At 67.1% G+C, this 26,518-nt stretch carries 22 protein-coding genes; 14 read left to right on the plus strand and 8 right to left on the minus strand.

Annotated elements, in window-relative coordinates; all coding sequences use genetic code 11:
• The 4 genes from ACN4F8_RS02280 to ppc all read right to left on the minus strand — a co-directional run.
• Positions 1–176: Sua5/YciO/YrdC/YwlC family protein (locus ACN4F8_RS02280; RefSeq protein WP_419472121.1), on the minus strand; the 176-nt coding region annotated here is incomplete at its 3' end.
• A gap of 16 nt (positions 177–192) precedes the next feature.
• Positions 193–1,107, minus strand: coding sequence for a DMT family transporter (locus tag ACN4F8_RS02285; RefSeq protein ID WP_419472101.1), 915 nt, complete (start codon positions 1,105–1,107; stop codon positions 193–195).
• The gene (locus tag ACN4F8_RS02290; RefSeq protein WP_419472102.1) at positions 1,107–1,961 is read right to left on the minus strand and encodes a 3',5'-nucleoside bisphosphate phosphatase; all 855 of its coding nucleotides are present in this window, start codon (positions 1,959–1,961) and stop codon (positions 1,107–1,109) included. Before ACN4F8_RS02290 ends, ACN4F8_RS02285 begins: the two co-directional genes overlap by 1 nt.
• 24 nt (positions 1,962–1,985) lie before the next feature.
• Positions 1,986–4,814 (minus strand): phosphoenolpyruvate carboxylase, encoded by a 2,829-nt coding sequence (gene ppc, locus ACN4F8_RS02295; RefSeq protein WP_419472103.1) that lies wholly within the window; start codon positions 4,812–4,814, stop codon positions 1,986–1,988.
• A 155-nt stretch (positions 4,815–4,969) separates the two neighbouring features.
• On the opposite strand from ppc, the gene hemC reads away from it, so the two are divergent.
• Genes hemC through ACN4F8_RS02315 form a run of 4 tightly spaced genes read left to right on the plus strand, consistent with a single transcriptional unit; the run spans position 4,970 to position 9,309 of the window.
• On the plus strand, positions 4,970–5,923 hold the full coding sequence (gene hemC, locus ACN4F8_RS02300) for a hydroxymethylbilane synthase (RefSeq protein WP_419472104.1): 954 nt from the start codon (positions 4,970–4,972) through the stop codon (positions 5,921–5,923).
• 4 nt (positions 5,924–5,927) lie between these two features.
• A complete protein-coding gene (locus ACN4F8_RS02305; protein WP_419472105.1) occupies positions 5,928–6,791 on the plus strand; it encodes a uroporphyrinogen-III synthase in 864 nt (287 codons plus the stop codon).
• On the plus strand, positions 6,788–7,999 hold the full coding sequence (locus ACN4F8_RS02310) for a uroporphyrinogen-III C-methyltransferase (RefSeq protein WP_419472106.1): 1,212 nt from the start codon (positions 6,788–6,790) through the stop codon (positions 7,997–7,999). Before ACN4F8_RS02305 ends, ACN4F8_RS02310 begins: the two co-directional genes overlap by 4 nt.
• Entirely contained in the window at positions 7,999–9,309 is a 1,311-nt protein-coding gene (locus tag ACN4F8_RS02315) for a heme biosynthesis protein HemY (protein ID WP_419472107.1), read from the plus strand. Before ACN4F8_RS02310 ends, ACN4F8_RS02315 begins: the two co-directional genes overlap by 1 nt.
• A 94-nt stretch (positions 9,310–9,403) precedes the next feature.
• On the opposite strand, the gene ACN4F8_RS02320 is transcribed toward ACN4F8_RS02315, so the two are convergent.
• Positions 9,404–12,490: an Rne/Rng family ribonuclease gene (locus ACN4F8_RS02320; protein WP_419472108.1), complete on the minus strand. Its 3,087-nt coding sequence runs from the start codon at positions 12,488–12,490 to the stop codon at positions 9,404–9,406.
• 616 nt (positions 12,491–13,106) lie between these two features.
• Between ACN4F8_RS02320 and ACN4F8_RS02325 the strand changes: the two genes are divergently transcribed.
• The 3 genes from ACN4F8_RS02325 (at position 13,107) to ACN4F8_RS02335 (ending at position 15,059) form a co-directional block, all read left to right on the plus strand.
• The gene (locus ACN4F8_RS02325; protein WP_419472122.1) at positions 13,107–14,111 is read left to right on the plus strand and encodes an RluA family pseudouridine synthase; all 1,005 of its coding nucleotides are present in this window, start codon (positions 13,107–13,109) and stop codon (positions 14,109–14,111) included.
• A gap of 72 nt (positions 14,112–14,183) precedes the next feature.
• Positions 14,184–14,489, plus strand: coding sequence for an H-NS family nucleoid-associated regulatory protein (locus tag ACN4F8_RS02330; protein ID WP_419472109.1), 306 nt, complete (start codon positions 14,184–14,186; stop codon positions 14,487–14,489).
• Between the two features lie 96 nt (positions 14,490–14,585).
• Positions 14,586–15,059, plus strand: a complete 474-nt coding sequence (locus ACN4F8_RS02335) for a low molecular weight protein-tyrosine-phosphatase (RefSeq protein ID WP_419472110.1) — start codon at positions 14,586–14,588, stop codon at positions 15,057–15,059.
• Between the two features lie 12 nt (positions 15,060–15,071).
• On the opposite strand, the gene ACN4F8_RS02340 is transcribed toward ACN4F8_RS02335, so the two are convergent.
• The 3 genes from ACN4F8_RS02340 to ACN4F8_RS02350 all read right to left on the minus strand — a co-directional run bounded on the left by ACN4F8_RS02340 (position 15,072) and on the right by ACN4F8_RS02350 (position 18,589).
• Positions 15,072–16,763, minus strand: a complete 1,692-nt coding sequence (locus ACN4F8_RS02340; protein WP_419472111.1) for an AMP-binding protein — start codon at positions 16,761–16,763, stop codon at positions 15,072–15,074.
• A 91-nt stretch (positions 16,764–16,854) separates the two neighbouring features.
• A complete protein-coding gene (locus ACN4F8_RS02345; RefSeq protein ID WP_419472112.1) occupies positions 16,855–17,643 on the minus strand; it encodes a 2-keto-4-pentenoate hydratase in 789 nt (262 codons plus the stop codon).
• Positions 17,644–17,656: 13 nt separating this feature from the next.
• Entirely contained in the window at positions 17,657–18,589 is a 933-nt protein-coding gene (locus tag ACN4F8_RS02350) for a LysR family transcriptional regulator (RefSeq protein ID WP_419472113.1), read from the minus strand.
• Positions 18,590–18,712: 123 nt separating this feature from the next.
• Between ACN4F8_RS02350 and ACN4F8_RS02355 the strand changes: the two genes are divergently transcribed.
• Genes ACN4F8_RS02355 through ACN4F8_RS02385 form a run of 7 tightly spaced genes read left to right on the plus strand, consistent with a single transcriptional unit; the run spans position 18,713 to position 26,330 of the window.
• Positions 18,713–20,860: a thiamine pyrophosphate-dependent enzyme gene (locus ACN4F8_RS02355; RefSeq protein WP_419472114.1), complete on the plus strand. Its 2,148-nt coding sequence runs from the start codon at positions 18,713–18,715 to the stop codon at positions 20,858–20,860.
• A 3-nt stretch (positions 20,861–20,863) separates the two neighbouring features.
• The gene (locus ACN4F8_RS02360) at positions 20,864–22,435 is read left to right on the plus strand and encodes an indolepyruvate oxidoreductase subunit beta family protein (protein ID WP_419472115.1); all 1,572 of its coding nucleotides are present in this window, start codon (positions 20,864–20,866) and stop codon (positions 22,433–22,435) included.
• A gap of 52 nt (positions 22,436–22,487) precedes the next feature.
• Positions 22,488–23,516 (plus strand): TRAP transporter substrate-binding protein, encoded by a 1,029-nt coding sequence (locus ACN4F8_RS02365; RefSeq protein WP_419472116.1) that lies wholly within the window; start codon positions 22,488–22,490, stop codon positions 23,514–23,516.
• Entirely contained in the window at positions 23,516–24,022 is a 507-nt protein-coding gene (locus ACN4F8_RS02370) for a TRAP transporter small permease (RefSeq protein ID WP_419472117.1), read from the plus strand. Before ACN4F8_RS02365 ends, ACN4F8_RS02370 begins: the two co-directional genes overlap by 1 nt.
• Positions 24,012–25,313 (plus strand): TRAP transporter large permease, encoded by a 1,302-nt coding sequence (locus tag ACN4F8_RS02375; protein ID WP_419472118.1) that lies wholly within the window; start codon positions 24,012–24,014, stop codon positions 25,311–25,313. Before ACN4F8_RS02370 ends, ACN4F8_RS02375 begins: the two co-directional genes overlap by 11 nt.
• A 42-nt stretch (positions 25,314–25,355) precedes the next feature.
• Positions 25,356–26,045 (plus strand): alpha/beta hydrolase, encoded by a 690-nt coding sequence (locus ACN4F8_RS02380; protein ID WP_419472119.1) that lies wholly within the window; start codon positions 25,356–25,358, stop codon positions 26,043–26,045.
• Between the two features lie 9 nt (positions 26,046–26,054).
• Entirely contained in the window at positions 26,055–26,330 is a 276-nt protein-coding gene (locus ACN4F8_RS02385; protein ID WP_419472120.1) for a hypothetical protein, read from the plus strand.
• Positions 26,331–26,518: the final 188 nt, after the last annotated feature.

Raw genomic sequence — 26,518 nt, forward strand, 5'->3', positions numbered from 1 at the left:
ACCTGGCGGATGCGGCGCAGGCGGTCGGCGGCGGCTTTGTCGTCGAGGTGGCAGACCAGTGCGTAGCTCGAATCGGTGGGCACGGCCAGCACACCGCCGCGTTCGAGCAACTGCACGGCCTGCTTGAGCAAGCGTGGCTGCGGATTCTCGGGATGGACTTCGAAGAGCTGTGACATGTTGGATGTGCAGCCGTCAGGCTTCAGGGGGGTCCACCGGCAGGCGCCGGTCGCGCGCGGTGAACCAGCTGGCGGTGGCGCCGCACAACACGATCATGCCCATGCCCGCGAGCTCCAGTGTTCCTGGCGTGTGTCCAAACACCACCCAGCCGCACAGCATGGCAAAGCCGATCTGGGTGTACAGGTAGGGCGTCAGCGTGGAGGCCGGGGCCCGTGCGAACGCCAGGATGAGCAGGAAATGCCCCACAGTGCCCATGAGGCCGATGAGACACAGCAGCGCGAAGGTGCGCGCATCCGGGATGACCTGCCACACAAACGGCAGCGCCAGGCTGGCCACCAGCGCGCCGACCCAGCCGGTGTAGAAGTGCATCGTCATCGGGTCTTCGGTGCGCGCCATCTTGCTGGTGAGGATCTGAAACCAAGCGTAAGTGAACACCATCACCAGCGGCAGCAGGCTGGCCCATCCAATCACATCGCCTCCGGGCTGCACCACCAGCAGCGCCCCGGCGAAGCCGCCGACCACCAGCGCCCACCGCAGCGCTGCCACGTCTTCCTTCAAAAACAGCGCTGCCAGCAAAGTGACCGCCAGGGGCGAGATCATGACGATGGCGGTGAATTCACCCACCGGCATGAATTGCACGCTGACGAACGACAAAACGCTGACCAGCAGCAGCAGGCAGCCGCGCAGCACCTGGTAGCGCGGATGCGCCGTTTGCCAGAGCTGTCGGCCGCGCAGCGGCAGCATGATGGCCGAGACGGCCACCGCATGGAACACGTAGCGAAACCACACCGCCACCAGCACCGAGACAAACGCGCCCACGTACTTGACCGTGGTGTCGAGCACCGCGAAGCAGGCCGTGGCGGCGATGAGAAAGGCGATGCCCAGCAGGGCGTGCGCCGGGGTGCGTCGCGGCGGTTCCGACATCAGCATCAGTGGATGCGCGATTGCAGCAACTCCCACACCGGGGTGACGCTGCCAGGCAGGTCGGGCAGTTTGCCCAGGTCGGTGTGGCTCTCTTCGGGGCTGTGGAAATCGCTGCCGCGCGAGGCGGCCAGGCCAAATTTCTGGCAGTAGCCGGCGTACTTCACGTAGTCGGCCTGGTTGTGCGCGCCTGTCATCACCTCCACGCCCTGACCGCCGTGGCTCTTGAATTCGGTGAACAGTGCGAACTCTTCGTTGGGCGTGAGTTTGTAGCGGCCGGGGTGGGCGATCACCGCCACGCCGCCAGACTGGGTGATCCAGCCCACCGCGTCGGCCAGCTTGGCCCAGCGGTGCGGCACGAAGCCGGGTTTGCCTTCGGTGATGTACTTGCGGAACACATCGTTGGTGTCCTTGCTCACGCCGATCTCGACCATGTAGCGGGCAAAGTGCGAGCGCGAGATCAGCTCGGGGTTGCCCACGTACTTCAGCGCGCCTTCGTAAACGCCCTTGATGCCCACGCGGGCGAGGTCGTCGCTCATGTCGCGCGCGCGCTGCTCGCGCCCGCCGCGTGTGGCCCGCAGGCCGGTCAGCAGGGCCGGGTTGTTGTGGTCCATGCCCAGTCCGACGATGTGCACCGTGATGCCCAGGAAAGTCACCGAAATCTCGACGCCGGTGAGGTAGCGCATGCCCACCGCACGTGCCGCCGCCATGGCGCGGTCCTGCCCGCCCAGCTCGTCGTGGTCGGTCAAGGACCACAACTCCACACCATTGGCCTGGGCGCGCTGCGCCAGTGCCTCGGGCGTGAGGGTGCCGTCGGAGACGACGGAGTGGCAGTGCAGGTCGGCGTTGGTCAAGGTGTTCACCCGTTCATTTTAGGTTTGGCCCATTCACCCTGTGTTCCTCAGGCCTGCCGCGATCCCGTTGATCGAGATGTGAATACCGCGGCGAACCTTGTCGTCGGTGTTGGCGCGGTTTTCGCCTGCACGGTAGCGCCGCACCAGTTCCACCTGCAGGTGGTGCAGCGGGTCGATGTAGGGAAAGCGGTGGCGCATGGAGCGCTGCAGCGCGGCGTTGTTCACCAGCCGCTGCTTTTCGCCGGTGATGAGCGTCAGCGCGTCGGCGGTGCGGTGCCACTCGGCCTCGATCGCGGTGAACACCTGCTTGCGCAAGCGCTTGTCGGGCACCAGTTCGGCGTACAGCGAAGCCAGCGCCAGATCGCTCTTGGCCAGCACCATGTCCATGTTGGAGAGCAGGGTGCTGAAAAACGGCCACTGCTTCACCATCTTCTGCAGCAGCGCCTTTTGCGCGGCCACGCCCGTGGGGCCGTCGCGGTGCAGGAAGGTGTGCACGGCGGAACCAAACCCGTACCAGCCCGGCAGCGTGAGGCGGCATTGGCCCCAACTGAAGCCCCAGGGGATCGCACGCAGGTCTTCGATCTTCTGCGTGGCCTTGCGCGAGGCCGGGCGCGAGCCGATGTTGAGTTCGGCGATCTCGCGGATGGGCGTGGCGGCGAAGAAGTACTCGGCGAAGCGCGGGGTGTCGTAGACCAGCGCGCGGTAGGCCGCCATGCTCTGGCGCGAGAGCTCGTCGGCCGCGGCCAGGAACGCCGCTGGCGCGTTGCGTGTGGGCTGCAGCAGTGTGGCCTCCAGCGTGGCCGCCACCAGCGTCTCCAGGTTGCGCCGGCCGATCTCGGGGTTGGCGTATTTGGAGCCGATCACCTCGCCTTGTTCTGTCAGGCGTATCTGTCCACGCACGGTGCCCGGGGGCTGCGCCAGGATGGCCTGGAAACTCGGGCCGCCGCCCCTGCCGACCGTTCCACCCCTGCCATGAAACATTCGGAGCTGGATGGGTTTTTCGCGGCCCTGGTTGAGCGAGTCGAACAATTCAACCAACGCGATCTCGGCGCGGTACAGCTCCCAGTTGCTGGTGAAAATGCCGCCGTCCTTGTTGCTGTCGGAGTAGCCCAGCATGATGTCCTGCTCGCAGTAACCATCAGTCGCCCCGCGCTCGACCATGGCGCGCACGCCGGGCAGGGCGAGGTACTCGCGCATGATGGGCGCTGCGTTGCGCAGGTCTTCGATGGTCTCGAAGAGTGGCACCACGATCAGGTCGCAGACGGCATCGTCATTGAGCGTGCCGCGCATCAAGCCGGCCTCCTTCTGCAGCAGCAACACTTCGAGCAAGTCGCTCACGGTCTCGGTGTGGCTGATGATGGCGTGGCGAATGGCCTGCGCGCCAAAGCGTTCGCGCCCGCTGCGCGCGTTGTCGAAGATGGCCAGCTCGCCCAGTGTGTGCGCCGAGTACGTGACACCGGGCACGCGCAGCGGTCGTGCGTCGTTCAGCTGGCGCAGCAGCACGACGCGTTTTCCGCCCTCGTCGAGTTGTGAATAGTCGGACTCGATGCGCGCGGCGGACAACAGTTCTGCCACCACCTCCTCATGTTTGTCGGAGCTTTGCCGCAGGTCGACCGTGGCCAGGTGAAAGCCGAACACCTGCACCGCGCGCATCAGCGGCCGCAGGCGCGCGCGCGCCAGCGCTTCGCCGTGGTGCGACTTGAGGGAAGTTTCGATGGTGCGCAGGTCGGCCAGCAACTCGGCGGCGCTGCGGTAGGCGTGCTGTGGTGCCACCGCGTGGCGGGCTGCTTCGCCGCCAGTGAGGTCTTTCAGCGTGGCCGCCAGGCGTGCATACATGCCGGTGAGGGCGCGGCGGTAGGGTTCGTCCTGGCGGTGGGCATTGGTGTCGGGCGAACGTTCGGCCAGCGCCTGCATGGCCGGGCTCACGCTGGTCAGCATGGCCGACACCGAGAGCTCGGCGCCGAGAAAGTGCAGTTGCGTGAGATGGTGGCGCAGCACCATGTCGGCCTGGCTGTGCAGGGCGAGTTCGAGGGTTTGCGCGGTCACGTTGGGGTTGCCGTCGCGGTCGCCGCCGATCCACTGGCCCATGCGCAGAAACGGCGCGATCACCGCGCTCTCGCCATGGTCGCCCAGGCCTTCCTCCAGATCGCGGTACAGGCGCGGAATCTGCGTGAGGAAGGTGGCCTCGTAGTAGCTCAGCGCATTCTCGATTTCGTCGGCCACGGTGAGCTTGGTGAAGCGCAGCAGGCGGGTTTGCCAGAGCTGGGTGACGCGGGCGCGAATCTGCGCCTCGATGTCGGCACGCTCGCGCGGAAGGCGATCCTGCTCGTCGCGCTCGCCCAGCAGGCGCGCGATGGCGCGTTCGGCGTCCAGAATGCTCTTGCGCTGCACTTCGGTGGGGTGCGCGGTGAGCACTGGCGAGATGTGGCTGTGCGCCAGCGTGTCGATGACCGCGCCCGGTGCGATGCCGGCCTTTTGCAGGCGCTGCAGCGTGAGCGCCAGGCTGCCTTCTTGCAGGTCACCCGCGCGCTCGTGCACGGCGCGGCGGCGGATGTGGTGGCGGTCTTCGGCCAGGTTGGCCAGGTGGCTGAAATAGGTGAAGGCGCGGATCACGCTCACCGTCTGGTCGCCGCTCAGGCCCTTGAGCAATTTCTTCAGCGCCTTGTCGGCCGACTGGTCGGCGTGGCGGCGAAACGCCACCGAGAGCTGGCGGATTTGTTCGATCAGCTCAAAAGCGGCCTGGCCTTCCTGCTCGCGGATCACATCGCCCAGGATGCGGCCGAGCAGGCGGATGTCGTCGATGAGAGGCTGGTCCTTGTCGGCGCGGCTGGACGGGCGGGTGCGAACGGGCGTTCTGCTCATGGTGTGGTGGGGAATGAGTGGCCTGCCGACAGGGCCGGGTGATCTGGGGAAAACCCGGTGGAAGGGCCATGCTAGCATCCAAAAACACCCTGCCCGGTTACGAACCGGGTACCAAATCTGCGGGTTGTGCCGCCCCCGTTTTTCCCCCGAGCCCCATGCCCACTTCCACCTCCCTGGCCATCACCATCGCCACCCGCGAGAGCCGCCTGGCGCTGTGGCAGGCCGAACACGTCAAGGCCTTGCTCGAAGGCCTGGGCCACCGCGTCACGCTGCTGGGCATGACCACGCTGGGCGACCAGATCCTGGACCGCAGCCTGTCCAAGGTCGGCGGCAAGGGATTGTTCGTCAAGGAACTCGAAGTGGCGCTGGAAGAGGGCCGCGCCGACATCGCGGTGCATTCGCTCAAGGACGTGCCGATGCAACTGCCCGACGGCTTTGCGCTGGCCTGCGTGATGGAGCGCGAAGACCCGCGCGACGCCTGGGTGTCGCCGCACTGCGCCGGCCTGGCCGAGCTGCCGGCCAACGCGGTGGTGGGCACCTCCAGCCTGCGTCGCCTGGTGCTGTTGCGCGAATCGCTGGACCGGCTGGGCCGCAGCGATGTGCGCATCGAGCCCCTGCGCGGCAACCTCGACACGCGCCTGCGCAAGCTCGACGAAGGCCAGTACCACGCCATCGTGCTGGCCGCGGCCGGCCTCAAGCGCCTGGGCCTGGGCGAGCGCATCCGCCACATCTTCGAACCGGCCGATTCGCTGCCCGCCGCGGGCCAGGGCGCCCTGGGCATTGAAGTGCGCGCCGACCGGCAAGACCTCATCGACGCCCTCGCGCCGCTGGCGCACACCGCCAGTTGGCGGCGCGTGGCGGCCGAGCGCACGGTGTCGCGTGCCATGGGCGGCAGCTGCTCCATGCCGCTGGCGGCCTACGCCGACTGGCAAGCTAACGGCGCCTTGCAGCTCGACGCCGCCTGGGGCGACCCACAGGGACTGCAGGCCGTGGTGCGGGTGAGTGGGCAGGCCCGTGTGCAGACGCTGGCAGACGCCGAGGCACTGGGCCAGCGCGTGGCCGCTGATCTGCGCGCCGCCGGGGCCACGCCGCCGCCTGTGGAGGCCTGAAACCTTGAGCGAGAGCACCGCCCAGCGGCCTGCGCCTGGCCGCGTGGCGCGGTTGATCGTCACACGGCCCGCCGCCGAAGCTGACCACTGGGTGCAGGCCTTGCGAGTTCAGGGCTGGCCGGCGCAGGCATTGCCGCTGATCGAGATCGGCGAGCCGGCTTCGGTGCAGGACAGGACGGCGTTGCACGCCTGGCGCGCCAACTGGTCGCAAGTGGGCGCGCTGCTGTTCGTGAGCGGTGCGGCCGTGAGCCATTTTTTTGTTGAAGGTGCGGTGGCGCGTCCACTGGCGCCGTTCAACACCCGCTTCTGGGCGCCAGGGCCCGGCACGGCGCGCCAGCTCGCGCAGGCACTCGGCGCGCTGGGCATCGGGCCCGAATGCATCGACTCGCCACCGGCCGACGCCGCGCAGTTCGACTCCGAGCACCTGTGGCCCGTGGTCGCTGCGCAAGTGAAGCCCGGAAGCCGGATCCTGATCGTGCGGGGTTCATCCAGCGGTACACCGGCAGCCGGAGGCGCGGTGCCCGGGCACGGACGCGACTGGTTGATCCGCCAGTGCGAGGCCCTGGGTGCCCGGGTTGAAGGCTGCGTGGCCTACGAGAGACGTCCCCCCGTGTTTGACGATGCCGCACGCGCGCTCGTGGTCCAGGCGAGTGGGGCAGGCAGCGTGTGGTTGCTCAGCAGCTCCGAGGCGTTGGCCGCCTTGCGCGAGGCACAGCCCTGGGTCCGTTGGACGGACGCCACCGCACTCGTGACCCACCCGCGCATTGCCCTGGCCGCGCGAGGAGCGGGCTTTGGCCGCGTGATCGAATCACGACCGAGCCTGTCCGACGTGTTGCGCGCCCTAGAATCCGAGTGCACTGCACCATGAGCACCAACCAACCCGATCACCCCTCCCCCGACGCTGCAGCGCCGAGCCTTGCGCCACCATTGCCTGCGCCCGCACCGGCGCGCCGTGCCGGCTCTGGGCTGACCTGGCTGGCCCTCCTGCTGGCCGCGCTGTCGCTCGTGCTGGCCGGGCTGCTGTGGCAAAAGCTCAGCTTCACCCAGCAAGAGCTGGCGCGCCGCGCGCAAGACAGCGGCGCGCAGGCGGTCGAAGCGCGCACCATGGCCGCTCAGGCCGAGGCGCTCGCGCAGGAGCTGCAGGCGCGCCTGGCGGTGGCCGAGGTGCGTTTGTCCGAGGTCAGCCTGCAGCGCAGCCAGCTCGAAGAACTGATGCTGGCGCTCTCGCGTTCGCGCGACGACAACCTGGTGCAGGACCTGGAGTCGGCGGTCAAGCTGGCGCAACAGCAGGCGCAACTGACCGGCAGTGCCCAACCGCTCATCTCCGCTCTTCAGGCCGCAGACCAGCGCATCGCCCGCGCTGCGCAGCCCAGGCTCAACCCGGTGCAGCGCGCCATTGCACGCGACATCGAACGCATCCAGGCCGCACCCCTGGCCGATATTCCCGCCCTGGCCTTGCGGCTGGACGAGCTGGCCCGCCAGGTGGACGAATGGCCGGTGCTCAACCAGGTGGGTTTGCAGAAGGCTGCGCCTGCTGCGCGCAAGGCCGCCGTGCAGCCCGTCGCACCGGCCGAAAAAAGTGCGATCACACCGCCGGTTGCCAATGCCGAGCCGGTGGCTGCGGTGGTGCCGCAGCCCGTGCCGCAGAGCGAAGCGGGTGAGCAGCCCAACGGGTTCAGCCAGGGATGGGCGCGTTTCTCCAGCGGCTGGAGCGCCTTGTGGGAGCGCACCTGGGCCGAGATCACGCGCAGCGGCCGCGAGCTGGTGCGCGTGAGCCGCATCGACCGGCCCGAAGCCGCGCTGCTCGCGCCCGAGCAGGCGTTTTTCTTGCGTGAAAACATCAAGCTGAAACTGCTCAACGCCCGCCTGGGTTTGCTGGCTCGCCACATGGGTGCGAGTCAGGCCGATGTGGTGGCGGTGGAAGCGTCCATCGCGCGCTATTTCGACACCAGCGCTCCCCGGGTGGCCAGCGCGCAGGCGCAGCTGGGCCGTTTGCGCCGCGACCTCGTCGACAGCGAACTCCCGCGCCCGGACGCGACCCTGGCCGCCCTGGCCTCCGCCGCGGGAGGCCGCTGATGCGACGGCGTCAGACCGGCGCGATGCGCAGCGTGTTCTGGCTGCTCGGGCTGGCCGCCGTGGCGGTGGCGCTGGCATTGCTGGTGGGCAACAACGCGAGCACGGTCACGCTGTTCTGGCCGCCGTACCGGTTCGACGTCTCGTTCAACTTTGTCCTCTTCTGCCTGATCGCCGGCTTCCTCCTGCTGTACGCAGCGCTGCAGGCCATCGCTCTGGTGCGCGACCTGCCTGAGCGCGCCCAGCGCTGGCGCAGCCAGCAGGTCGAGCGCTCGGTGGTGGGCTCGGTCATGGACGCACTGGCCCACCAGCTGGCGGGCCGCTTCGTGCGCGCGCAATCGGCGGCACAGCACGCGCTGGACCAGCTCGAGGCCGTCGCACCGGGTCAATGGCCGCGCCGCGACCAGTTGCAGGTGCTGGCTCACCTGCTGCTGGCCGAGAGTGCGCAGTCGCTGCAAAACCGCGAACGCCGTGACGAGAACCTGCAGGCCGCGCTCGATCCGGCGTTGGCCAAGGGTGCGCCCGATGCGTCCGAAGGCGCCTTGTTGCGTGCCGTTCGCTGGGCGGTGGAAGACCGCGATGTCGACGCCGCCCGCAGCCGCCTGGCCGAGCTGCCGCAAGGCGCGGGCCGGCGCATCCAGGCACTGCGTCTAAAGCTGCGCGTGGCCCGCCTGGGCGGCGCGACAGAAGAGGCGTTGGAGACCGCGCGCCTGCTGGCAAAACACAAAGCGTTTTCGCCCGACGCCTCGCGCAGCATCGTGCGCGGTCTGGTGCTCGACGTCCTGCGCGAGGCCCACGACATGGCCCAGCTGGAAACCGTGTGGAATCGCCTTGACGCCAGCGAGCGCGCCATTCCCGAACTGGCCCTGGCCGCCGCCTTGCGTGGCAACCAGCTGGTGCTCCAGCGTGCCGATGCGCACGACGAGGAAGCACGAGCGGTGGCGGCCCGCTTGCGCTCGTGGCTGGAGCCTCTGTGGCAGGGCTTCGATGCCCTGTCGTCCTTGCAGCAACGCCAACTGGTGGTGGCTTTCGAGCCCGGCTTGCCGCAACTCGACAGCGCCTGGCTCGCGCGGCTGGAGCAGCAGCAGCGCAGCTCGCCCAACAACGCCTTGCTGCAATACCTCGCCGGGCAGGCCTTCATGCAGCGCCAGCTCTGGGGCAAGGCCAGCCAGTTGCTCACGCAGGCCAGCCACGGTCTGCGCGACGCCGCGCTGCTGCGCCGCACCTGGCGTTCGCTGGCCCGCCTGGCCGAGGAGCGTGGTGACGAGGCGGCGGCGCAAGCGGCCTGGAAACAGGCGGCCTTGCTCGACTGAACGTCACGGCCAAGCGCCCAAAAGAAAAGCGCCCGAGGGCGCTTTTCTTTTGCTTGATGGCTGTCAGGCGTCGGGCGCCTGACAGTCATGTCGGTCAGCGTGCCTCGAAGGGCAACTGCATGTCGCGCAGATCCTTGCGCGTCTCGACCAGCACCAGCGGACCCTGGTCCAGCACCACCGCTGGCTTCGGCTCGCGCGGCACGTGCACGGGCTTGGGCTCGGCCGCGATCGCGGCTTGCACCTGGGCCACCTTGTCGGCGTTGGAGTTGACCCACTCCAGACCGCTGGACTGAGCAACCTGCTGCATCTCTTCCAGGGGCAGCGAGAAGCTCGCAACCTTGGGCAGACCGCGCGCGGCTGGCGCCACTGCGACGGTGGGTGCCGCAGGCTTGGGTGCGGATGCGCGGGGTGCAGGCGCTGGTGCAATCACCGTGGCAGCCACGGGTGCGATCACGGGCGCAGGCGCCACAGCTTCGACAGCCGAAGGTGCCACCGGAGCCGCGACGGGCGCAGGCACGGGCGCTTCATTGACCACGGGCGCTGGCGCAGCTTCCACGGGCAGGCTGAAGTAGCTGCGTGTCGGCGTCTCATCGGCCGGCTCTTCGCGCAGTGCTGCCAGCGGCGAAGCGGCGGCAAAGGCCACTTCGCTGGCGGGCATTTCACCGGCGGGAGCGGTCTGACCTTCGGCGCCGTCGGGGGAGCTGTTGGCATCGCGTGGGCCGCGTTCGCGGCGATCACGGCCGTAGCGGTCACGGCTGCGGCGTTCGCGTGGAGCGCGTGGGGCGCCGTCGCCACCTTCAACCATCTCGCCTTCGCGGGATGCGCCAGCGTTGTCGCCAGCCTCCTGCGCCACCGGTGCCGCATCGTCCTGGGCTGCAGGCGCCACGCCTTCAGCACCCTCGACCGAGCGGCGGCGGTTCTCACCACCGCGTCCACCGCGACCACGACGCTGCTGCTCACCGCCCTCGCTTGTGTCGCCTGGCGTGGCGACCGGCGCACCGTTCACCAATTCGGCGGGGGACGCGCCATCGACCGCAGCGGCGTCACGGCGGTTGTCGCGGCGGCCATCGCCTCGACGACCCTCACCGCGTGATTCACCGCGCGGTTCACCGCGGCGACCATCGCCACGTCCTTCGGGGCGGCCTTCCGGACGTCCTTCCACACGGCCTTCGCCACGTGGTTCACGACCTTCCACCGGGCGGCCTTCACGGCCACCTTCGCGCCCACCACGGCCACCTTCGCGACCACCTTCTCGTTGACCACGGCCTTCGGCGCCACCACGTCCACCGCGACCGCGGCCATCACGACCACCGTCTCGTCCGCCTTCGCGCGGACCACGGCCATCGGCACGCTCTTCACGCGCGCCCGGCTTGGCGGCCGGTGCCGCCACAGCGGGCTTCGGCGCCACGGTCGGAGCGGCATCAGCGCCGCCGAACAGGCTCTTGAGCCAGCCGAAGAAACCTTTTTCAGCCGGAGCCGCTGCCACAGGGGCAGCCACCGGAGCGGTGACCGTCTTGGCGACCACGGGCGCGGCCGCAGGGGCCACCGGCTCGGGGCGGGGCGCAGCCACCGGCGCCGGACCGTCGGGCAACACGCCCTTGATCACGGGCTCTTGTTTGTTGGTGCGCTCCTGGCTGCGGCGGGTGAAGCCGGTGGCTTCGTCCGGCTCGTCGGCCAGTTTGTAGCTGGCGTCCAGGTTGTCCAGACGCGGGTCGTCGTGCTTCAGGCGCTCGAGCTTGTAGTTGGGCGTGTCCAGCGATTTGTTGGGCACCAGCAGCACGTTGATGCGCTGCTTGAGTTCGATCTTGGTGATCTCGGTGCGTTTCTCGTTGAGCAGGAAGCTCGCCACTTCAACCGGCACCTGCACCAGCACGGCGGCCGTGCTGTCCTTGAGCGACTCTTCCTGGATGATGCGCAGTATCTGCAGCGCCGACGACTCGGTGTCGCGGATGTGGCCGGAGCCACCGCAGCGCGGGCAGGGGATAGACGAACCTTCGTTCAGCGCAGGCTTCAGGCGCTGACGGCTCATTTCCAGCAGGCCGAACTTGCTGATGGCGCCGAACTGCACGCGGGCACGATCCTGGCGCAGCGCGTCGCGCAGGCGGTTTTCCACATCGCGGCGGTTCTTCGACTCGTCCATGTCGATGAAGTCGATCACGATCAGGCCACCCAGGTCGCGCAGGCGCGCCTGGCGGGCCACTTCGTCGGCGGCTTCCAGGTTGGTGCGGGTGGCGGTGTCTTCGATGTCACCGCCCTTGATGGAGCGGGCCGAGTTCACGTCGACAGCCACCAGCGCTTCGGTCTGGTCGATCACGATGGCGCCACCGCTGGGCAGCTGCACGGTGCGGCTGTAGGCGGTTTCGATCTGGTGCTCGATCTGGAAGCGCGAGAACAGCGGCGCGTCGTCGCGGTAGCGCTTCACGCGGTGGCCGTGCTCGGGCATCACGTGGCTCATGAACTGGTGCGCTTGCTCGAAGATGTCGTCGGTGTCGATCAGGATCTCGCCGATGTCGCCGTTGAAGTAGTCGCGGATCGCGCGGATCACCAGGCTCGATTCCTGGTAGATCAGGTAGGCGCCCTTGCCGCCCTTGGCCGCGCCGTCGATGGCGTTCCACAGTTTCAGCAGGTAGTTCAGGTCCCACTGCAGCTCGGGCGCGTCGCGGCCGATGCCGGCGGTGCGGGCGATGATGCTCATGCCGTTGGGGTATTCGAGCTGGTCCAGGGCCTGCTTGAGTTCCTGGCGGTCTTCGCCTTCGATGCGACGGCTCACGCCGCCACCGCGCGGGTTGTTGGGCATCAGCACCACGTAGCGGCCGGCGAGGCTCACAAACGTGGTGAGGGCGGCGCCCTTGTTGCCGCGCTCTTCTTTTTCAACCTGGACCAGCAGCTCCTGGCCTTCGCGGATCACGTCGTTGATGCGGGCCTGGTTGACCGGCACACCCGCGGCGAAGTACTGGCGCGAGATTTCCTTGAACGGCAGAAAGCCGTGGCGGTCCTCGCCGTAGTCCACGAAGCAGGCTTCCAGCGAAGGCTCGACGCGGGTGACGACGGCCTTGTAGATGTTGCCCTTGCGCTGTTCGCGCCCTTCGATTTCGATTTCGTAGTCGAGCAGTTTTTGCCCGTCCACAATGGCCAGCCGGCGCTCTTCGGCCTGCGTGGCGTTGATCAGCATGCGTTTCATGATGCGATTTCCTTCGTTCAAACACACAAGGACGCCCGGGCTTGAAAGCCACGGGCATCAACTCGCCGTGAACCAGCGGAAAAAGCGAACGGGGGAGGAATTGCCGGAGAGCCGTTGACCCGCAGTTCGGGGGAGGCGTTCAACACAGGCGGGCACCGAGGTGCCGCGTCGAACCGCCGGGTCAGGGCGTAGGCGCGTGGAGTTGGGTGAGCAGGGAAGGCTGGATGGCTGTCAACGACATGGATCTGGCCGGGTTATCTCTGTGTTCACTTTGTCCTCGAACAGCTTCGTGTCTGGAAGCTGGTCGATTGGGGTATTCCGTAATCGGGTTCGCTGTTTTCATCAACCGGTTCGCCCACAACGTCAACCGGACCTTGGCCACACCGGAATGCCATGAAACATGGTCGAGGGTGCGGAGGGAGGTGCCGGGTGCTGCGGGTGGCAACCATCTCACATCGCTCTCCCGCTTTGTCGGGCCGGGAGGTCAGCGCCTTCAGTGCTTGCCGTAAACTCAAGGCAAATCAATCACTTAGAGCGCGCGACGAGAGTGACGCATTATAGACAGCCAACCGTCGCCCCGGTGTCCTATTTCCTTTCGGTTTGCCCGCGGTTTCCCTTGACCCAACCCCCAAACTCCCCAGCACCGGCTGTCCGGCACCTCACGGTGGATGAAGAGTCGGCCGGTCAGCGTCTGGACAACTTCCTGATTCGCGAGCTCAAGGGGGTTCCCAAAACCCACATCTACCGCATCATCCGCTCGGGTGAAGTGCGCCGAAACAAGGGCCGTGTGGGGGCCGATGACCGGGTGCAGCCCGGTGATGTGTTGCGCATTCCGCCGATTCGCCTGTCCGAACGCGCAGAAGAAAAGCAACTCAATCCACCCCCGGCGCGCCAATTTCCGGTGATCTTCGAAGATGAAGCATTTTTGGCTATTGACAAGCCCGCAGGCGTGGCGGTTCACGGCGGAAGTGGTGTGAGTTTTGGCGTGATTGAACAAATGCGGCAAGCCCGGCCAGACGCCAAACTGCTCGAATTGGTGCACCGCCTGGACCGTGAAACCAGCGGCCTGCTGTTGATTGCCAAAAAGAAAAGTGCACTCAAGGCTTTGCAGGACCAATTCCGCGAGCGGGAAACCGGCAAGACGTATCTGGCCTTGGTCAAAGGTGCATGGCCGGCGCGGCTGAAGGTGCTGGACCAACCGCTGCACAAATACCTGCTGGCCGATGGCGAGCGGCGTGTGAAAGTCACGACCAAAGACGACCCCGACGGCATGCATTCGGTGACCCTGGTGAAGGTCGCCGCCCGGATTCCGGCGCCTGCTGCCTTGGCTGCCGCACTGCCCGAGGGCCTCAGTTTGCTGGAAGTGACGATCAAGACCGGACGCACGCACCAGATCCGGGTGCACCTCTCCAGCGCTGGTCATCCGATTGCCGGTGATGACAAATACGGTGATTTCGAACTGAACCGCCAATTGATGCGCAACGGATTGAAACGCATGTTTTTGCACGCCTGGCGCCTTCGATTGAGCCACCCGGTGACTGGTGCTCCGATTGAGTTGCACGCGGAGTTGCCCGATGAACTGTGGCCTTGGTCTGGCGGCAGATCGGCAAAAGCCGATTAGAATGCGGCACTGCATCGGCAGTTTGTCATCGCATACTCCGATCGAATTCAACTTCTCTATAAGGAGCCAACAATGGCCAGCTATTCCGAACTCATGGCGCAAGCCCAAACCCTGATGGCGCAAGCCGAGCAGGCGCGCAAAGACGAACTCGCTTCCGTGATTGCCGATATCAAGGCCAAGATGAAGCAATTCGGCATTTCGGTGGCCGATCTGGGCGGCACGACCGGAACCAAGAAGGCGGGCAAATCGAAATCCGCAGCGGCTCCGAAGTACCGTGGCCCCAACGGCGAACTCTGGGCCGGTGGCCCTGGCCGCAAACCCGAGTGGGTGCGCGCCGTTCTGGCGTCGGGCAAGAGCGTTGATGACTACCTGATCTGAGCCCGGACAAGCCCATTTGAAACCCGCCAGCTGGCGGGTTTTTTGTTTTTCGGCGATCACCTGCCACTCGTCGTGATGGCTCGCTATCCTTGCCGCATGACCAAGATCCTTCTCGTGTGCATGGGCAACATCTGCCGCTCGCCGATGGCCGCCAGCGTGTTACATGCCGAAGTGCAGCGCAGGCGGCTGAACGATCGGGTGTCGCTCGACTCGGCCGGGACCTACGGCGCGCACCGGGGTGAAAAAGCCGATCGCCGGGCCATCATGCTTGCCCAGGCCCGTGGGTACAACCACATCGTCAACGAGCGGGCACGCAAGGTGAAAGACGAGGACTTCGAGCAGTTCGATCTCATCCTGGCCATGGACCGGGACAACCTCGCCAACTTGCAGCACGTGTGCCCGCCCGAACACCAGCACAAGCTGCACCTCTTTCTGGAATACGCCGGCGTGCCCGGCACGCTTGAGGTGCCCGACCCCTACTACGGCAACGCCGAGGGGTTCGAGGTGGTGATGCGCCTGTGCGAGCAGGGCGCCGACGGCGTGCTCACCCGGCTGAGCCAGGCCGGGTGAGCCGGCCTGGCCTCAGCCCTTTTGCCAGATGACCTTCTTGCCCGAGGCCTCCCAGGCTTCGTAGTGGCGGGCGTACAAGTCTTCGATGCGGTTGCGTTTGACCTTGAAGGTCGGGGTGATGACGTCGTTGTCCACCGTCCAGGCGGTGGTGACGACCACGATGCATTGCAACTGCTCGTGGGGGTCCAGCGTGGCGTTGATGGTCTTGAGGTGCGCCGCCAGCGACGCTTCCAGCTCGCTGCGCGCAGCAGCATCGGCCACCTTCGCCACGGTTTCGGCGTTGAGCATCACGATGCCCAGCGGCTGACCGAGGTTGGCGCCGGTGACCACGCAGGCCTCCACCGCTTCGTGCATGACCAGCTTGTCTTCAATGGGCGCGGGCGCCACGTATTTGCCCTTGCCGGTCTTGAACAGGTCTTTCACGCGGCCGGTGATGCGCAGCAGACCTTGTTTGTCGATGGTGCCCTTGTCGCCGGTCTTGAGCCAACCATCGGGCGTGAAGCTCTCCGCGCTCTTCTCGGGCTCCTTGTAGTAGCCCAACATCATGGCCTGGTTGCGCATCTGCACCTCGCCCGTGTCGGGGTCGATGCGGTGTTGCACGCCTTCATAGGCCGGACCCACGGTGCCTTGCTGGTTCTTGCCCGGTTCGGTGATGTGGGAGAGCGCGAGGTTCTCCGTCATGCCGTAGCCTTCGTTGATGTTCAGGCCCAGCTTGCTGTACCACTGCAGCAAGGCGATGGGCATGGGCGCGGCGCCACCGGCGGCGAACTTGCACTGGTCCAGGCCCAGGGCCTTCATGACCTTCTTGCGCACGATGCCGCCCAGGATCGGGATGCCGAGCAGGCGGTTGAGTTTGGCCGGCGGCATCTTGTGGTGGATGCCCTGCTGGAACTTGACCCACAGGCGCGGCACCGAGAAAAAGATGGTGGGCCGCGCGCGCTGCAGGTCGGCGGCGAAGGTGTCGAGCGATTCGGCAAAGAACACATGCATGCCCGTGCGCAGCCAGCCGTGTTCGACCAGCATGCGCTCGACCACGTGGGCCAGTGGCAGGTAGGACAGCATGCGGTCGCTGCCGTTCATGGGGATGCGCTTGAGGCCGGCGTCGAGCGCCCAGGCGAAGTTGGCGAAGGTGTGCATCACGCCCTTGGGCATGCCGGTGGTGCCCGAGGTGTAGATCAGGGTGGCGAGTTCGTCGCCGTCGCGCAGCGGCTCACCTTGCAGCGGTTGGCTGCGTTGGCAGATGGCGTCCCAGCCTTCAAAGTTCTTCACGGCGTCTGCTGGCGATAGCGCGTAGCTCATGCAGGGCAGGTCGGTGGGCACACCGGGCTTCATGCCTTCCCAGCCGTCGAGCTTGCCCACGAAGAGCGCCTTGGCTTCGCTGTGCGCGAGGATCTGGCGGATGGTTTCGGGCGCGAGCGTGGGGTACAGCGGCACCGACACATAGCCCGCCATCCAGATGGCCAGGTCGCTCATCATCCACCAGGCGCAGTTCTTGGAGAGGATGGCCACCTTCGAGCCAGGCTCCCAGCCGTGCGACTGCAGGTGGGCGGCCATGCGGCGCACCTGATCGGCCACCTGCGCCCAGGTGAACTCCTGCACGGCACCGTTGCCCATGGGTTGCGTGAGGGCCACGCGGTTGGGCGCGGTCTTCTCCCAGTGGTACAGGCGTTGCAGTGCCAGCAGGTCCGGTGCGATCTTGGTCATGAAGCGGGTCTCCGTTGTGGGTATGACGCAGGAATCTACCAAGGCTCCCGCCTTGTGTTTAGAGGGTTTCACCTGCAAGCACGGGCGCGGGTCAACCGGCGAAGGTCACCGCAAGGCTGGGCAGTGGTGAGGAGAAGCGGGCCGACCAGTGCTCGCCGGGCGCCACGGCCCAGGCATCGGTCCATGTCCCGGTGGTGACCACGTCGCCGGCCTGCAGATCGGGCGCGCCCGGGCAGGCGCGCAGCGTCTGGGTGAAGTGCAGCAGCGCGCGCAGCGGGCTGTCCAGCACGTTCGAACCCTGGCCTTCTTCCACCACCGCGCCGTTCTTGAGCAAGCTGACTTGAGCCTGGGCCAGTAAGGTGTCGAGTGCATTGGCGTCACCAGCGAGATCGCGCACCGGTGTGCGGCGGCCCACCAGCAGGCGCGCGTGCAAGCCACCGTCGGCCACGGTGTCGGGCGGCAGAAACTTCCAGTCCGGCAGGTGCGACTGCACCACCTCAAAGCCCGGAGCCACCCAGTCGATCGCCGCGAAAAGATCGTCGAGCGTGGCGTCGGGTGCGGGCGTGGCCTTCAGGCCGAACACGACCTCGGGCTCCAGCCGTGGCTGGCAGGTGAGGGCGAGCGACACGCTGCCCTCGCCCTCGCACAGGGTGAGCGTGCTGTCCCACACGCTGCCCCAGATGGGTGCGAACACGTTGTAGCGGGGCCAGATCGAGCGGTTGGTGAAGCCGACCTTGTAGCCGCGCGGCTGCTCGCCGCGCGCGATGCGCAACTGGCGCACCGCCAGTGCTTGTGCATAGGCTTCGTCGAGCGACAGGCCGCAGGGTGCAGGCCAGAAGCGGCCTTGGTCGAGGTGGTTCAGCAGGGTGTGTGGGGTCATGCGCCCATCATATTCACGCCGCCCCTTGCACCCGCCCGAACAGCCGGTGCACCTGCGCGCGTATCCATTGGTGGGCCGGGTCCTTGGCGGTGCTGGCGTGCCAGACCAGGCGCACGTCGTAGCTGGGCGCGGCGGCGCGTGGCAGTTCCCACACGCGCATGTCCAGGCGCTGGCCCACGTTGGCCGCGTACATCTGCGGCACGATGGTGAGCAGGTCGGTGTTGAGCGCCAGCTCGGGCAGCGCGCCGAAGTGGCGTGCGCGGATCACCACGCGGTCGCTGAGCTTGGCGCGCACCAGCATCTGCTCCACGCTGCCGTGAAAGGTGGCGGTGGGCGCGGCCACCACCAGCGACGACTCCGCCAGTTGGCGCGCACTCAGCGTGCGCCCGGCCTTGCCGCTGGCGGGGCGCCAGCGCGGTGAGGTCATGGCCACGTAGTGCTCGCGAAACAGCAGCTCGGCGCGCACACCGCGGTGGCGTGGCTGCAGGATGCCGATGGCGAAATCGATCTCGCGCGATTCCAGCGCGGCCGGCACGTCGTCGGCGGCGACCGAGATGTTGGTGAGGCGCGCCTGCGGCGCTTGCTGGCGCAAGGCCGCGGCCAGCGGCGGCAGAAACATCATCTCGCCCAGATCGGACAAGGACAGGCGCCAGCGCATGTCGCTGCGCGCGGGATCGAACTCGTCGCGCACGGTGACCGCGGTCTCCAGCATCTGCAGTTGCGTCTGCACCTCGGGCGCGAGGCGCTCGCACAGGCGGGTGGCCTGCAGACCACCGGGGGAACGCACGAAGAGATCGTCCTGAAAGTAGTCGCGCAGCCGGGCCAGCGCGTTGCTGGTGGCGGGCTGCGAGAGCGCCAGCGCCTTGCCCGCAGCGGTCACCGAGCCGGTGCGGTGGATGGCCGCGAGCACGCGCAAGAGGTTGAGATCGAGTTGCCGAAAGTTCATCTGAAGACCTCTAAGGGTTGTCCCGAATTATCCATCTGGTGAATGCAGCACATCAGATCAATCCATTGGCCAGATGGCGTTGCAGGTCCTAGATTCCGGGGCACAACACTAGGAGACACGCGGTTGGAACGTTCTTTTCACAGTGAGATTGAAGCGCTGAAACTCGGCCAGGGCGAGACCTTTCAGGGCGAGGGCATCCTCGCCGTGACCAAGGCGCTGCTGCAGTCGGGCGTGACGTATGTCGGCGGTTATCAGGGCTCACCGATCTCGCACCTGCTGGATGTGATGGTGCAGGCCAAGCCCTACATGGACGAGCTCGGTGTGCACGTGGAAGCGTGTACGAACGAAAGCTCGGCAGCCGCCATGCTGGCCGCGTCCATCATGTACCCGGTGCGCGGCGCGGTGACCTGGAAGTCGGTGGTGGGCACCAACGTGGCGTCGGACGCCTTGTCGAACCTGGCCTCGCCCGGCGTGATGGGCGGCGCGGTGATCGTGGTGGGCGAAGACTACGGCGAAGGTGCGAGCGTGATCCAGGAACGCACGCACGCGTTCGCCATGAAGTCGGCGCTGTGGCTCATGGACCCGCGGCCCAATTTGCCCACCATCGTGCGCATGACGGAGAAAGCGTTTGAACTCTCCGAGGCGTCGAACACGCCGGTGATGATCGAGTTGCGCATCCGCGCCTGCCATGTGCAGGGCAGTTTTGTGGCCAGCGACAACATCGCACCCGCCATCTCCAGCCGCCTGCTGCAGCAGGAAGCCGCCGACTTCAACTACGACCGCCTCTCGCACCCGCCCGCGACCTTCCGCCACGAGAAGCTGAAGTACGAGGTGCGCATGCCGGCGGCGCGCAGGTTCATTGAAGAAGCCGGCCTCAACGAACACTTCGATGGTCAACACGCCGAGGTGGGTCTGATCGTGCAGGGCGGTCTGTACAACACCACCATCCGCGCGCTGCAGCAAGCCGGTCTGGCCAATGCCACCGGCGACACCGACATTCCCATGCTGGTGCTCAACGTGGTGTACCCGTTGGTGCCGGGGCAGATCGCGGCCTTCTGCGCGGGCAAACGCGCGGTGCTGGTGATTGAAGAAGGCCAGCCCGAGTTCATCGAGCAGGACATCGCCACGCTGCTGCGCCGCGCCGACCTGCAGACCCGCCTGCACGGCAAGGACCTGCTGCCCATGGGCGGCGAGTACACGGCCGAAATCCTGTTGAAGGGGCTCACTGCGTTCGCGTCCGAGCATCTGCCCGCACTCGACACCTCGGTGGCCCGGCAATTCAGCACCGACCTGGCCGAGACCCGCACGCGTGCACTGGCGGAGCTCGGCGGTGGCGTGCCCGCGCGCCCGCCCAACTTCTGCACCGGTTGCCCCGAGCGCCCGGTGTTCGCCGCGCTCAAGCTGGTCGAGCGCGAGGTGGGCAAGCTGCACATCTCCACCGACATCGGCTGCCATTCCTTCGCCACCTTCGAGCCGTTCTCGTTCGGCAACTCCATCCTCGGCTACGGCATGAGCATGGCGTCCAGCGCGGCGGTGAAAAACTTCTCGGCCAAACGACCCATTGCCATCATGGGCGACGGCGGCTTCTGGCACAACGGCCTGCTCTCGGGCGTGAGCTCGACCCTGCTGAACCAGGGCGACGGTGTGCTGGTGATCATGAAGAACGGCTACACCTCGGCCACCGGCACGCAGGAGACCATGTCCACGCCCGCGTCGGACGCGCGCCTGCTGGCCGAAGGCGCGAGTGCCACCGTCAACGAGTTGACGATCGAGAACACGCTCAAGGGCATGGGCGTGAAGTGGATCAAGACGGTGCACAACTACCGTGTTTCGCAGGTGCGCGATCTGTTGAAGGACGCGGTCAACTCGCCCTTCACGGGCCTGAAGGTCGTGATCGCCGAAGGCGAATGCCAGTTGGAGCGCCAGCGCCGCTTGAAACCCATCCGCGCGCGCCGCCTGAAGGCAGGCCTGCGCAGCGTGCGCACGCGTTACGGCGTGGACGAAGACACCTGCACCGGCGACCACTCCTGCATCCGCCTCTCGGGCTGCCCCACGCTCACCGTCAAGGAATCGGCCGACCCGCTGCGCCGTGAACCCGTGGCGCACGTCACCAACGGCTGCGTGGGCTGCGGCCTGTGCGGCGAGGTGGCCGATGCCGCCGTGCTGTGCCCGTCCTTCCACAAGGTCGAGATCGTCACCCACCCGAGCTGGTGGGACCGCACCACCGACCGCTTCAACCGATTTTTCATCGGCCTGCTGCAGCCCGCCTGACCCATGAACGCATCCACACATTCCTACGGCATCCTGATCGCAGCCTTGGGCGGCGAAGGCGGCGGTGTGCTGGCCGACTGGCTGGTGCAGTGCGCGCTGCGCCACGGCCTGCCGGTGCAGGCCACCTCGGTGCCCGGCGTGGCGCAACGCACGGGCGCCACCAGTTACTACATCGAGCTGCTGCGCGAGCCACTGCCCGGTCCGGCGCAACCGGTGTTTGGCCTCACGCCGGTGCCCGGTTGTGTGGACGTGGTGGTGGCCAGCGAACTGCTGGAAGCCTCGCGCATGGTCGAGCGCGGTTTCGTGACCGGTCGCACCACCTTGCTGTCGTCGACCCACCGCGTCTACACCACGCTGGAGAAGATGCACATGGCCGACGGCCGGCAGGACCCGCAGCGCTTGCTGGACGCGGCGCGCGCGATGGCTCGGCAAACGGTGCTGTTCGACATGGAGGCGGTGACGGTGCAGACCGGCACCGTGGTCTCGGCCGTGATGTTCGGCGCGCTGGCCGGCGCCGGTGTGCTGCCCTGGCCGCGCAGTGTGTGCGAAGACGTGATCCGCGCATCCGGCAAGGGCGTGCAGGCCAGCCTGGACGGGTTTGCCGCCGCGTTCGATGAAGCGCACCAGCCATCGAAACCCGAACAGGCCGCGTCGCGCGACGCACTGCAGGTGCTGGCCGATGCCGACCTGCCGCCCGCGCTGCAAGGCACCTGGGCGGCGCGCCTGCAGGCTTGGCCAACCCCGGTGCAACTGCTCGCCGCACACGGCGCCTTGCGCTGCCGCGACTACCAGAACGAGGCCTATGCCGACGCCTTTTTCGACCATGTGCAGGGCCTGGTGGCCGCGTCCACACCCGCGGCGGCCGAAGCCTTGACCGAAGCGGTGCGCCATCTGGCGCTCTGGATGTGTTTTGAAGACGTGATCCGTGTGGCCGACCTCAAGACGCGGCGCAGCCGCTATGCGCGTGTGGCCCTTGAGGCGCAGGTGCGCCCGGGCGACATCGTGCGTGTCACCGAACACTTCAAGCCCGGCATCGACGAGGTGGCGGCGGTGTTGCCGCGCGCGCTCGGCGAGCGCCTGCTCTCGCTGGCCAACCGCCGTGGCTGGATGGGCAAGGCCCATGTGGGCCTGCACATCCGATCCACCAGCCTGTGGGGCTTTTTGATGCTGCGCGGCCTGGCCTGGCTGCGCCCGCTGCGCCCGCGTTCGCTGCGCTATGCGCAGGAACACGAGACCCTGGCCGTGTGGCTGGGCACCATGCGCCAGGTGCTGCCGCAAGCGCCCGCGCTTGCGTTGGTGCTCAGCGGGCTGCCGCAGGTGCTCAAAGGGTATGGCGACACGCAGGCCCGCGGCCGCCTGAACTACGCACGCCTGTGGTCTGAACATGTGGTGCCCGCGCTCACCGGTGCACGCGATGCGGACACCGCCGCCGAGGGTTTGCGCGCTGCACTCAAGGCCACGCTGGCCGACCCGGAAGGGAAACTCAACACCGCGCACCGGCCACAGGCCGCTGCCCAACCCATCTTCTGGGCCGTCCGGCCCACGAAGGACGCACCAACGACCACGGGCACCTGAAGCCTGGACAGCGTCTTGATCTCTCGACATCCACCACAACAGGAGACACACCATGAAGACCCACCACACCACCCTGCGTGCCGTTGCCGCAGCCGCCTTGTTGCTCGGCACCCTGGGCGCACAAGCGCAAGACAAACCGGTCGAAATGAAGTTCGCCCACTGGCTGCCGGCCATGCACCCGCTGGCCAAGCTGGGCTTCGAGCCGTGGGCCAAGTCGGTGGAGGCGGCGTCCAAGGGTTCGATCAAGGTGGCGCTGTTCCCCGCCCAGCAACTGGGCAAGGCGGCCGACCACTACGACATGGCGCGCGACGGCATCGCCGAGATGACCTGGGTCAACCCCGGTTACCAGGCCGGTCGTTTCCCGCTGGTGGCCGCCGGTGAACTGCCGTTCCTGATCGGCAAGCCCGGCCCCGGCTCGGCCGGGCTGGACGCCTGGTACCGCAAGTACGCCGGCACCGAAATGAAGGACGTGAAGTTCTGCTTCGCGCACGTGCATGTGGGCACCTTCCACGCCAAGAAGCCGATCACCGAACCCGGCCAGCTCAAGGGCATGAAGATCCGCTCGGCCAACGGCACCGTGGCACAGACCATGACGCTGCTGGGCGCGACCAACGTGCAGGTGTCCGCGCCCGAGTCGCGCGACGCGCTCGACAAAGGCCTGGCCGACGCCATCACCTTCCCGTGGAACTCCATCATTTCCTTCGGCATTGACAAGGCCGTGAAGTACCACAGCGACATGCGCCTGTACACCTCCGACTTCGTGTGGGTGATGAACAAGCCCTGGTACGACAAGCTCGCCGCCGGCCAGAAGAAAGTGATCGACGACCACTGCAACAACGAGTGGGCCGGCAAGGTCGGCGCGGCGTGGGGCGACGAGGAAGACGCGGGCCAGGGCAAGCTGGAGAAGACCGCCGGCCACACCATCGTGCCGATCACGCCGGCCCAGCTCGACGTCTGGAAAAAAGCGGTGGAGCCGGTCTACACCCAGTGGGTCAAGTCCGCTGACGGCGTGGGCGTGCCGGGGCAGGCTGCGCTGGACGACTTGCGCAAGGAACTGGCGGCGCGCAAGGCCTCCAACTGATGAAGCGCGTGCTCTCGGCCATCGAGACGATGGCCGCGCTCTCGCTGCTGCTGATCGCGGTGTTGACCGCGGGCAACGTGCTGTTGCGCTACGCCTTCAGCGTGCAGATCCCCGATTGGTTCGACGGCTCGCGCATGCTGCAGGGCATTGCGCTGTTCTGGGGCATTGCGCTGGCCACCTACTACGGCACCCACATCTGTGTGGACCTGCTGTGGGAGAGCCTCAAGCCCGCCGGCCAGCGCCGTGTGGACATGATCGCCACCGCCGTGACCGCAGCCTTCCTCCTGCCCATGGCCTGGATGGTCTGGGTCAAGGTGGGTGGCACCGGCAGCCAGGGCACCATGGACCTGCGGCTGCCGCTGCAGTGGTTCTATGGCGCAGGGGCTCTGGGCGCCTGCGTGGCGGCGCTGCTGGCGCTGGTGCGGCTGGTGCATTTGTGGCAAGGTCGCGCGGCCAGTGCCGACGATGCCGACGACGAACTCAACGGAGCCGCCCATGGATCGTGATCTGGTGGCCCTGCTGGGCTTCGTGGCCATGTTCGGCCTCATGGCGCTGCGTGTGCCCATCGGTGTGGCCATGGGCATCGCCGGTGTGGGCGGCTTTGCCGCGCTCACCGGGCTGCAGCCCGGGCTCAATTTGCTGGCCAACGTGCCGCTGTCGGTGCTCACCGACTACAACCTCAGCGTCATCCCGATGTTCATCCTGATGGGGGCGTTTGCCTCGCAGTCGGGCATGAGCACCGAGTTGTTTGCCGCGGGGCGCGCCTGGCTGGGGCACCGCCGGGGCGGTCTGGCGCTGGCGTCCATTGCGGCCTGCGGTGGCTTCTCGGCCATCAACGGCTCGTCGGTGGCCACGGCCGCCACCATGACGCAGGTGGCCTTGCCCGAGATGCGCCGCGCCGGCTACAACCCGGGCTTCTCCGCCGGGCTGATCGCCGCGGGCGGCACGCTGGGCATCATGATCCCGCCCTCGGTGATCATGGTGCTCTACGGGATCATGACCGAGACCGACATCACCAAGCTGTTCGCCGCCGGCATCATCCCCGGCCTCATGGCCGTGGCCTTCTACTGCGTGGTGGTGGCCATCGTGGCGCGCCTGCGGCCCGATGCCATGCCGCGCGGCGAGCGCCACAGCTGGGCCGAGCGATTTGCCTCGCTGCGCGCGTTGTGGGCGGTGGTTGTGCTGTTCGTGTTTGTGCTGGGTGGCATCTACGGCGGGTTGTTCACGGTGCAGGAAGCCGCGGGTGTGGGCGCCATGGGCACGCTGGCCATCGGCATGCTGCGCCGCCGGCTGGGCTGGGTGCAGATCAAGGCCGCGCTCATCGGTGCGCTGCGCGTGTCGTCGGCCATCATGCTGATCGTGGTGGGGGCCTACCTGTTCGGCTATTTCCTCACCATCACGCAGTTCACGCAGAACGCGGTGGAGTTCCTGGTGCACCTGCCGGTGGGGCCTTACGGTGTGCTCGCGCTGATCATGGTGGGTTATTTGATCCTGGGCGCGGTGATGGACGAGCTGGCCATGATCCTGCTCACCGTGCCCATCGTGTTCCCGGCCATGATGCAGCTCGGTTTCGACCCGGTGTGGTTCGGCGTGATCGTGGTGATGGCGGTGACCTTCGGCATGATCTGCCCGCCCGTGGGCATGAACGTGTTCGTCATCAACTCGATCGCGCGCGACGTGCCGCTGGGCTCGATCTACAAGGGCACCATGCCCTTCATCGGTGTGGACGTGGTGCGCCTGCTGATCCTGTGCGCCTTCCCGTCCATCTCGCTCTGGTTGCCTGGCTTCGTGCAATAGCGAAGCGGCGTGAGCCGACCCGCAGCCGCTATGCTGCGGGTCATGACCTCACACACCCTTGAAACCCTGGAACTCATCACCGGCGGCAACCCCGCCGCCACGCCCGTGGCCAGCATCGTCGTGCTGCACGGCCTGGGCGCCGACGGCAACGACTTTGTGCCGATCGCCCAGGAGCTCGATCTCGACGCCATCGGCCCCGTTCGCTTTGTGTTTCCCACGGCGCCGGTGCGCCCGGTCACGCTCAACGGCGGCTATGAAATGCGCGCCTGGTACGACATCCATCCGCCCATCGGCCAGTCGCGCTTTGAGGACGAAGCCGGTCTGCGCGAGTCGTGCGCGCTGGTGCAGGGCCTGCTGGACCGCGAGGCCGCGCGGGGTGTGCCGCCCGCGCGCACCGTGCTCATGGGCTTTTCGCAAGGCTGCGCCATGACGCTCATGGCCGGGCTGCGCGCGCCGCAGCGCCTGGCCGGCCTGGTGGGCCTGTCGGGCTATTTGCCGCTGGCGGCCAGCACCGCGGCCGAGCGCGCAGAAGCCAACCGCGACGTGCCGATCTTTCTGGCGCACGGCACACACGACCCGGTGGTGGTGGTGCAGCGCGGCACCGAAACGCGCGACGCTTTGCAGGCGCTGGGCTACCCGGTGGACTGGCACACCTACCCGATGGAGCATTCGGTGTGCGCGCAGGAAGTGGCCGATCTGAACGCCTGGCTGCTGCGCGCGCTGGCAAGCTGAATGCCTGCGGTGGGCTTTTTCACCCGCCGCTGGTGCGCCGAGGTGCCGGTGCGCGTGCTGTTCTGGCGCGACCTGGTGCTGGTCGGCACGCTGATCAACCTGCTGGCCACCGGCGTGGCGCTGGCCTTGGCAGCGTCCGATCTCGACATCGCGCTGGCCGCCGCGGTGCACTTTGCGCCTTTGCCCTACAACCTGTTCCTCGTGGCCGCGGTGTGGCGCCTGCCCGCCAGCAGCGTGCACCGCTGGGCTGCGGTGGGGTGGCTGGCGTTCGTCACGCTGGTCTGAACAGGCCACATCCAGCGCGCTGAACGCCCGAACTGGGCGGACAAGCCGGGGCTTATCGCCCGTTGAGGCCCGCGCAGGGTCTTGAGAATTCAAGTCTGACAAGTTGTGACCGATACAGGCTTACATCCGCCGGATGCCCTTATCAACTTGTCCTACCTGGAGTTCTCATGAAACTGAACCGCGCCCTC

This window comes from Hydrogenophaga sp. (assembly GCF_048549895.1).
In the GTDB taxonomy this organism is placed as follows: domain Bacteria; phylum Pseudomonadota; class Gammaproteobacteria; order Burkholderiales; family Burkholderiaceae_C; genus Hydrogenophaga.

What these genes read in the sequence shown, in the direction of transcription:
- ACN4F8_RS02285 (WP_419472101.1), bottom strand. Translation starts at nt 1,107, where the DNA reads ATGCTGATGTCGGAACCGCCGCGACGCACCCCGGCGCACGCCCTGCTG.
- ppc (WP_419472103.1), bottom strand. Translation starts at nt 4,814, where the DNA reads ATGAGCAGAACGCCCGTTCGCACCCGCCCGTCCAGCCGCGCCGACAAG.
- hemC (WP_419472104.1), top strand. Translation starts at nt 4,970, where the DNA reads ATGCCCACTTCCACCTCCCTGGCCATCACCATCGCCACCCGCGAGAGC.
- ACN4F8_RS02310 (WP_419472106.1), top strand. Translation starts at nt 6,788, where the DNA reads ATGAGCACCAACCAACCCGATCACCCCTCCCCCGACGCTGCAGCGCCG.
- ACN4F8_RS02315 (WP_419472107.1), top strand. Translation starts at nt 7,999, where the DNA reads ATGCGACGGCGTCAGACCGGCGCGATGCGCAGCGTGTTCTGGCTGCTC.
- ACN4F8_RS02320 (WP_419472108.1), bottom strand. Translation starts at nt 12,490, where the DNA reads ATGAAACGCATGCTGATCAACGCCACGCAGGCCGAAGAGCGCCGGCTG.
- ACN4F8_RS02330 (WP_419472109.1), top strand. Translation starts at nt 14,184, where the DNA reads ATGGCCAGCTATTCCGAACTCATGGCGCAAGCCCAAACCCTGATGGCG.
- ACN4F8_RS02335 (WP_419472110.1), top strand. Translation starts at nt 14,586, where the DNA reads ATGACCAAGATCCTTCTCGTGTGCATGGGCAACATCTGCCGCTCGCCG.
- ACN4F8_RS02340 (WP_419472111.1), bottom strand. Translation starts at nt 16,763, where the DNA reads ATGACCAAGATCGCACCGGACCTGCTGGCACTGCAACGCCTGTACCAC.
- ACN4F8_RS02345 (WP_419472112.1), bottom strand. Translation starts at nt 17,643, where the DNA reads ATGACCCCACACACCCTGCTGAACCACCTCGACCAAGGCCGCTTCTGG.
- ACN4F8_RS02350 (WP_419472113.1), bottom strand. Translation starts at nt 18,589, where the DNA reads ATGAACTTTCGGCAACTCGATCTCAACCTCTTGCGCGTGCTCGCGGCC.
- ACN4F8_RS02360 (WP_419472115.1), top strand. Translation starts at nt 20,864, where the DNA reads ATGAACGCATCCACACATTCCTACGGCATCCTGATCGCAGCCTTGGGC.
- ACN4F8_RS02365 (WP_419472116.1), top strand. Translation starts at nt 22,488, where the DNA reads ATGAAGACCCACCACACCACCCTGCGTGCCGTTGCCGCAGCCGCCTTG.
- ACN4F8_RS02370 (WP_419472117.1), top strand. Translation starts at nt 23,516, where the DNA reads ATGAAGCGCGTGCTCTCGGCCATCGAGACGATGGCCGCGCTCTCGCTG.
- ACN4F8_RS02375 (WP_419472118.1), top strand. Translation starts at nt 24,012, where the DNA reads ATGGATCGTGATCTGGTGGCCCTGCTGGGCTTCGTGGCCATGTTCGGC.
- ACN4F8_RS02380 (WP_419472119.1), top strand. Translation starts at nt 25,356, where the DNA reads ATGACCTCACACACCCTTGAAACCCTGGAACTCATCACCGGCGGCAAC.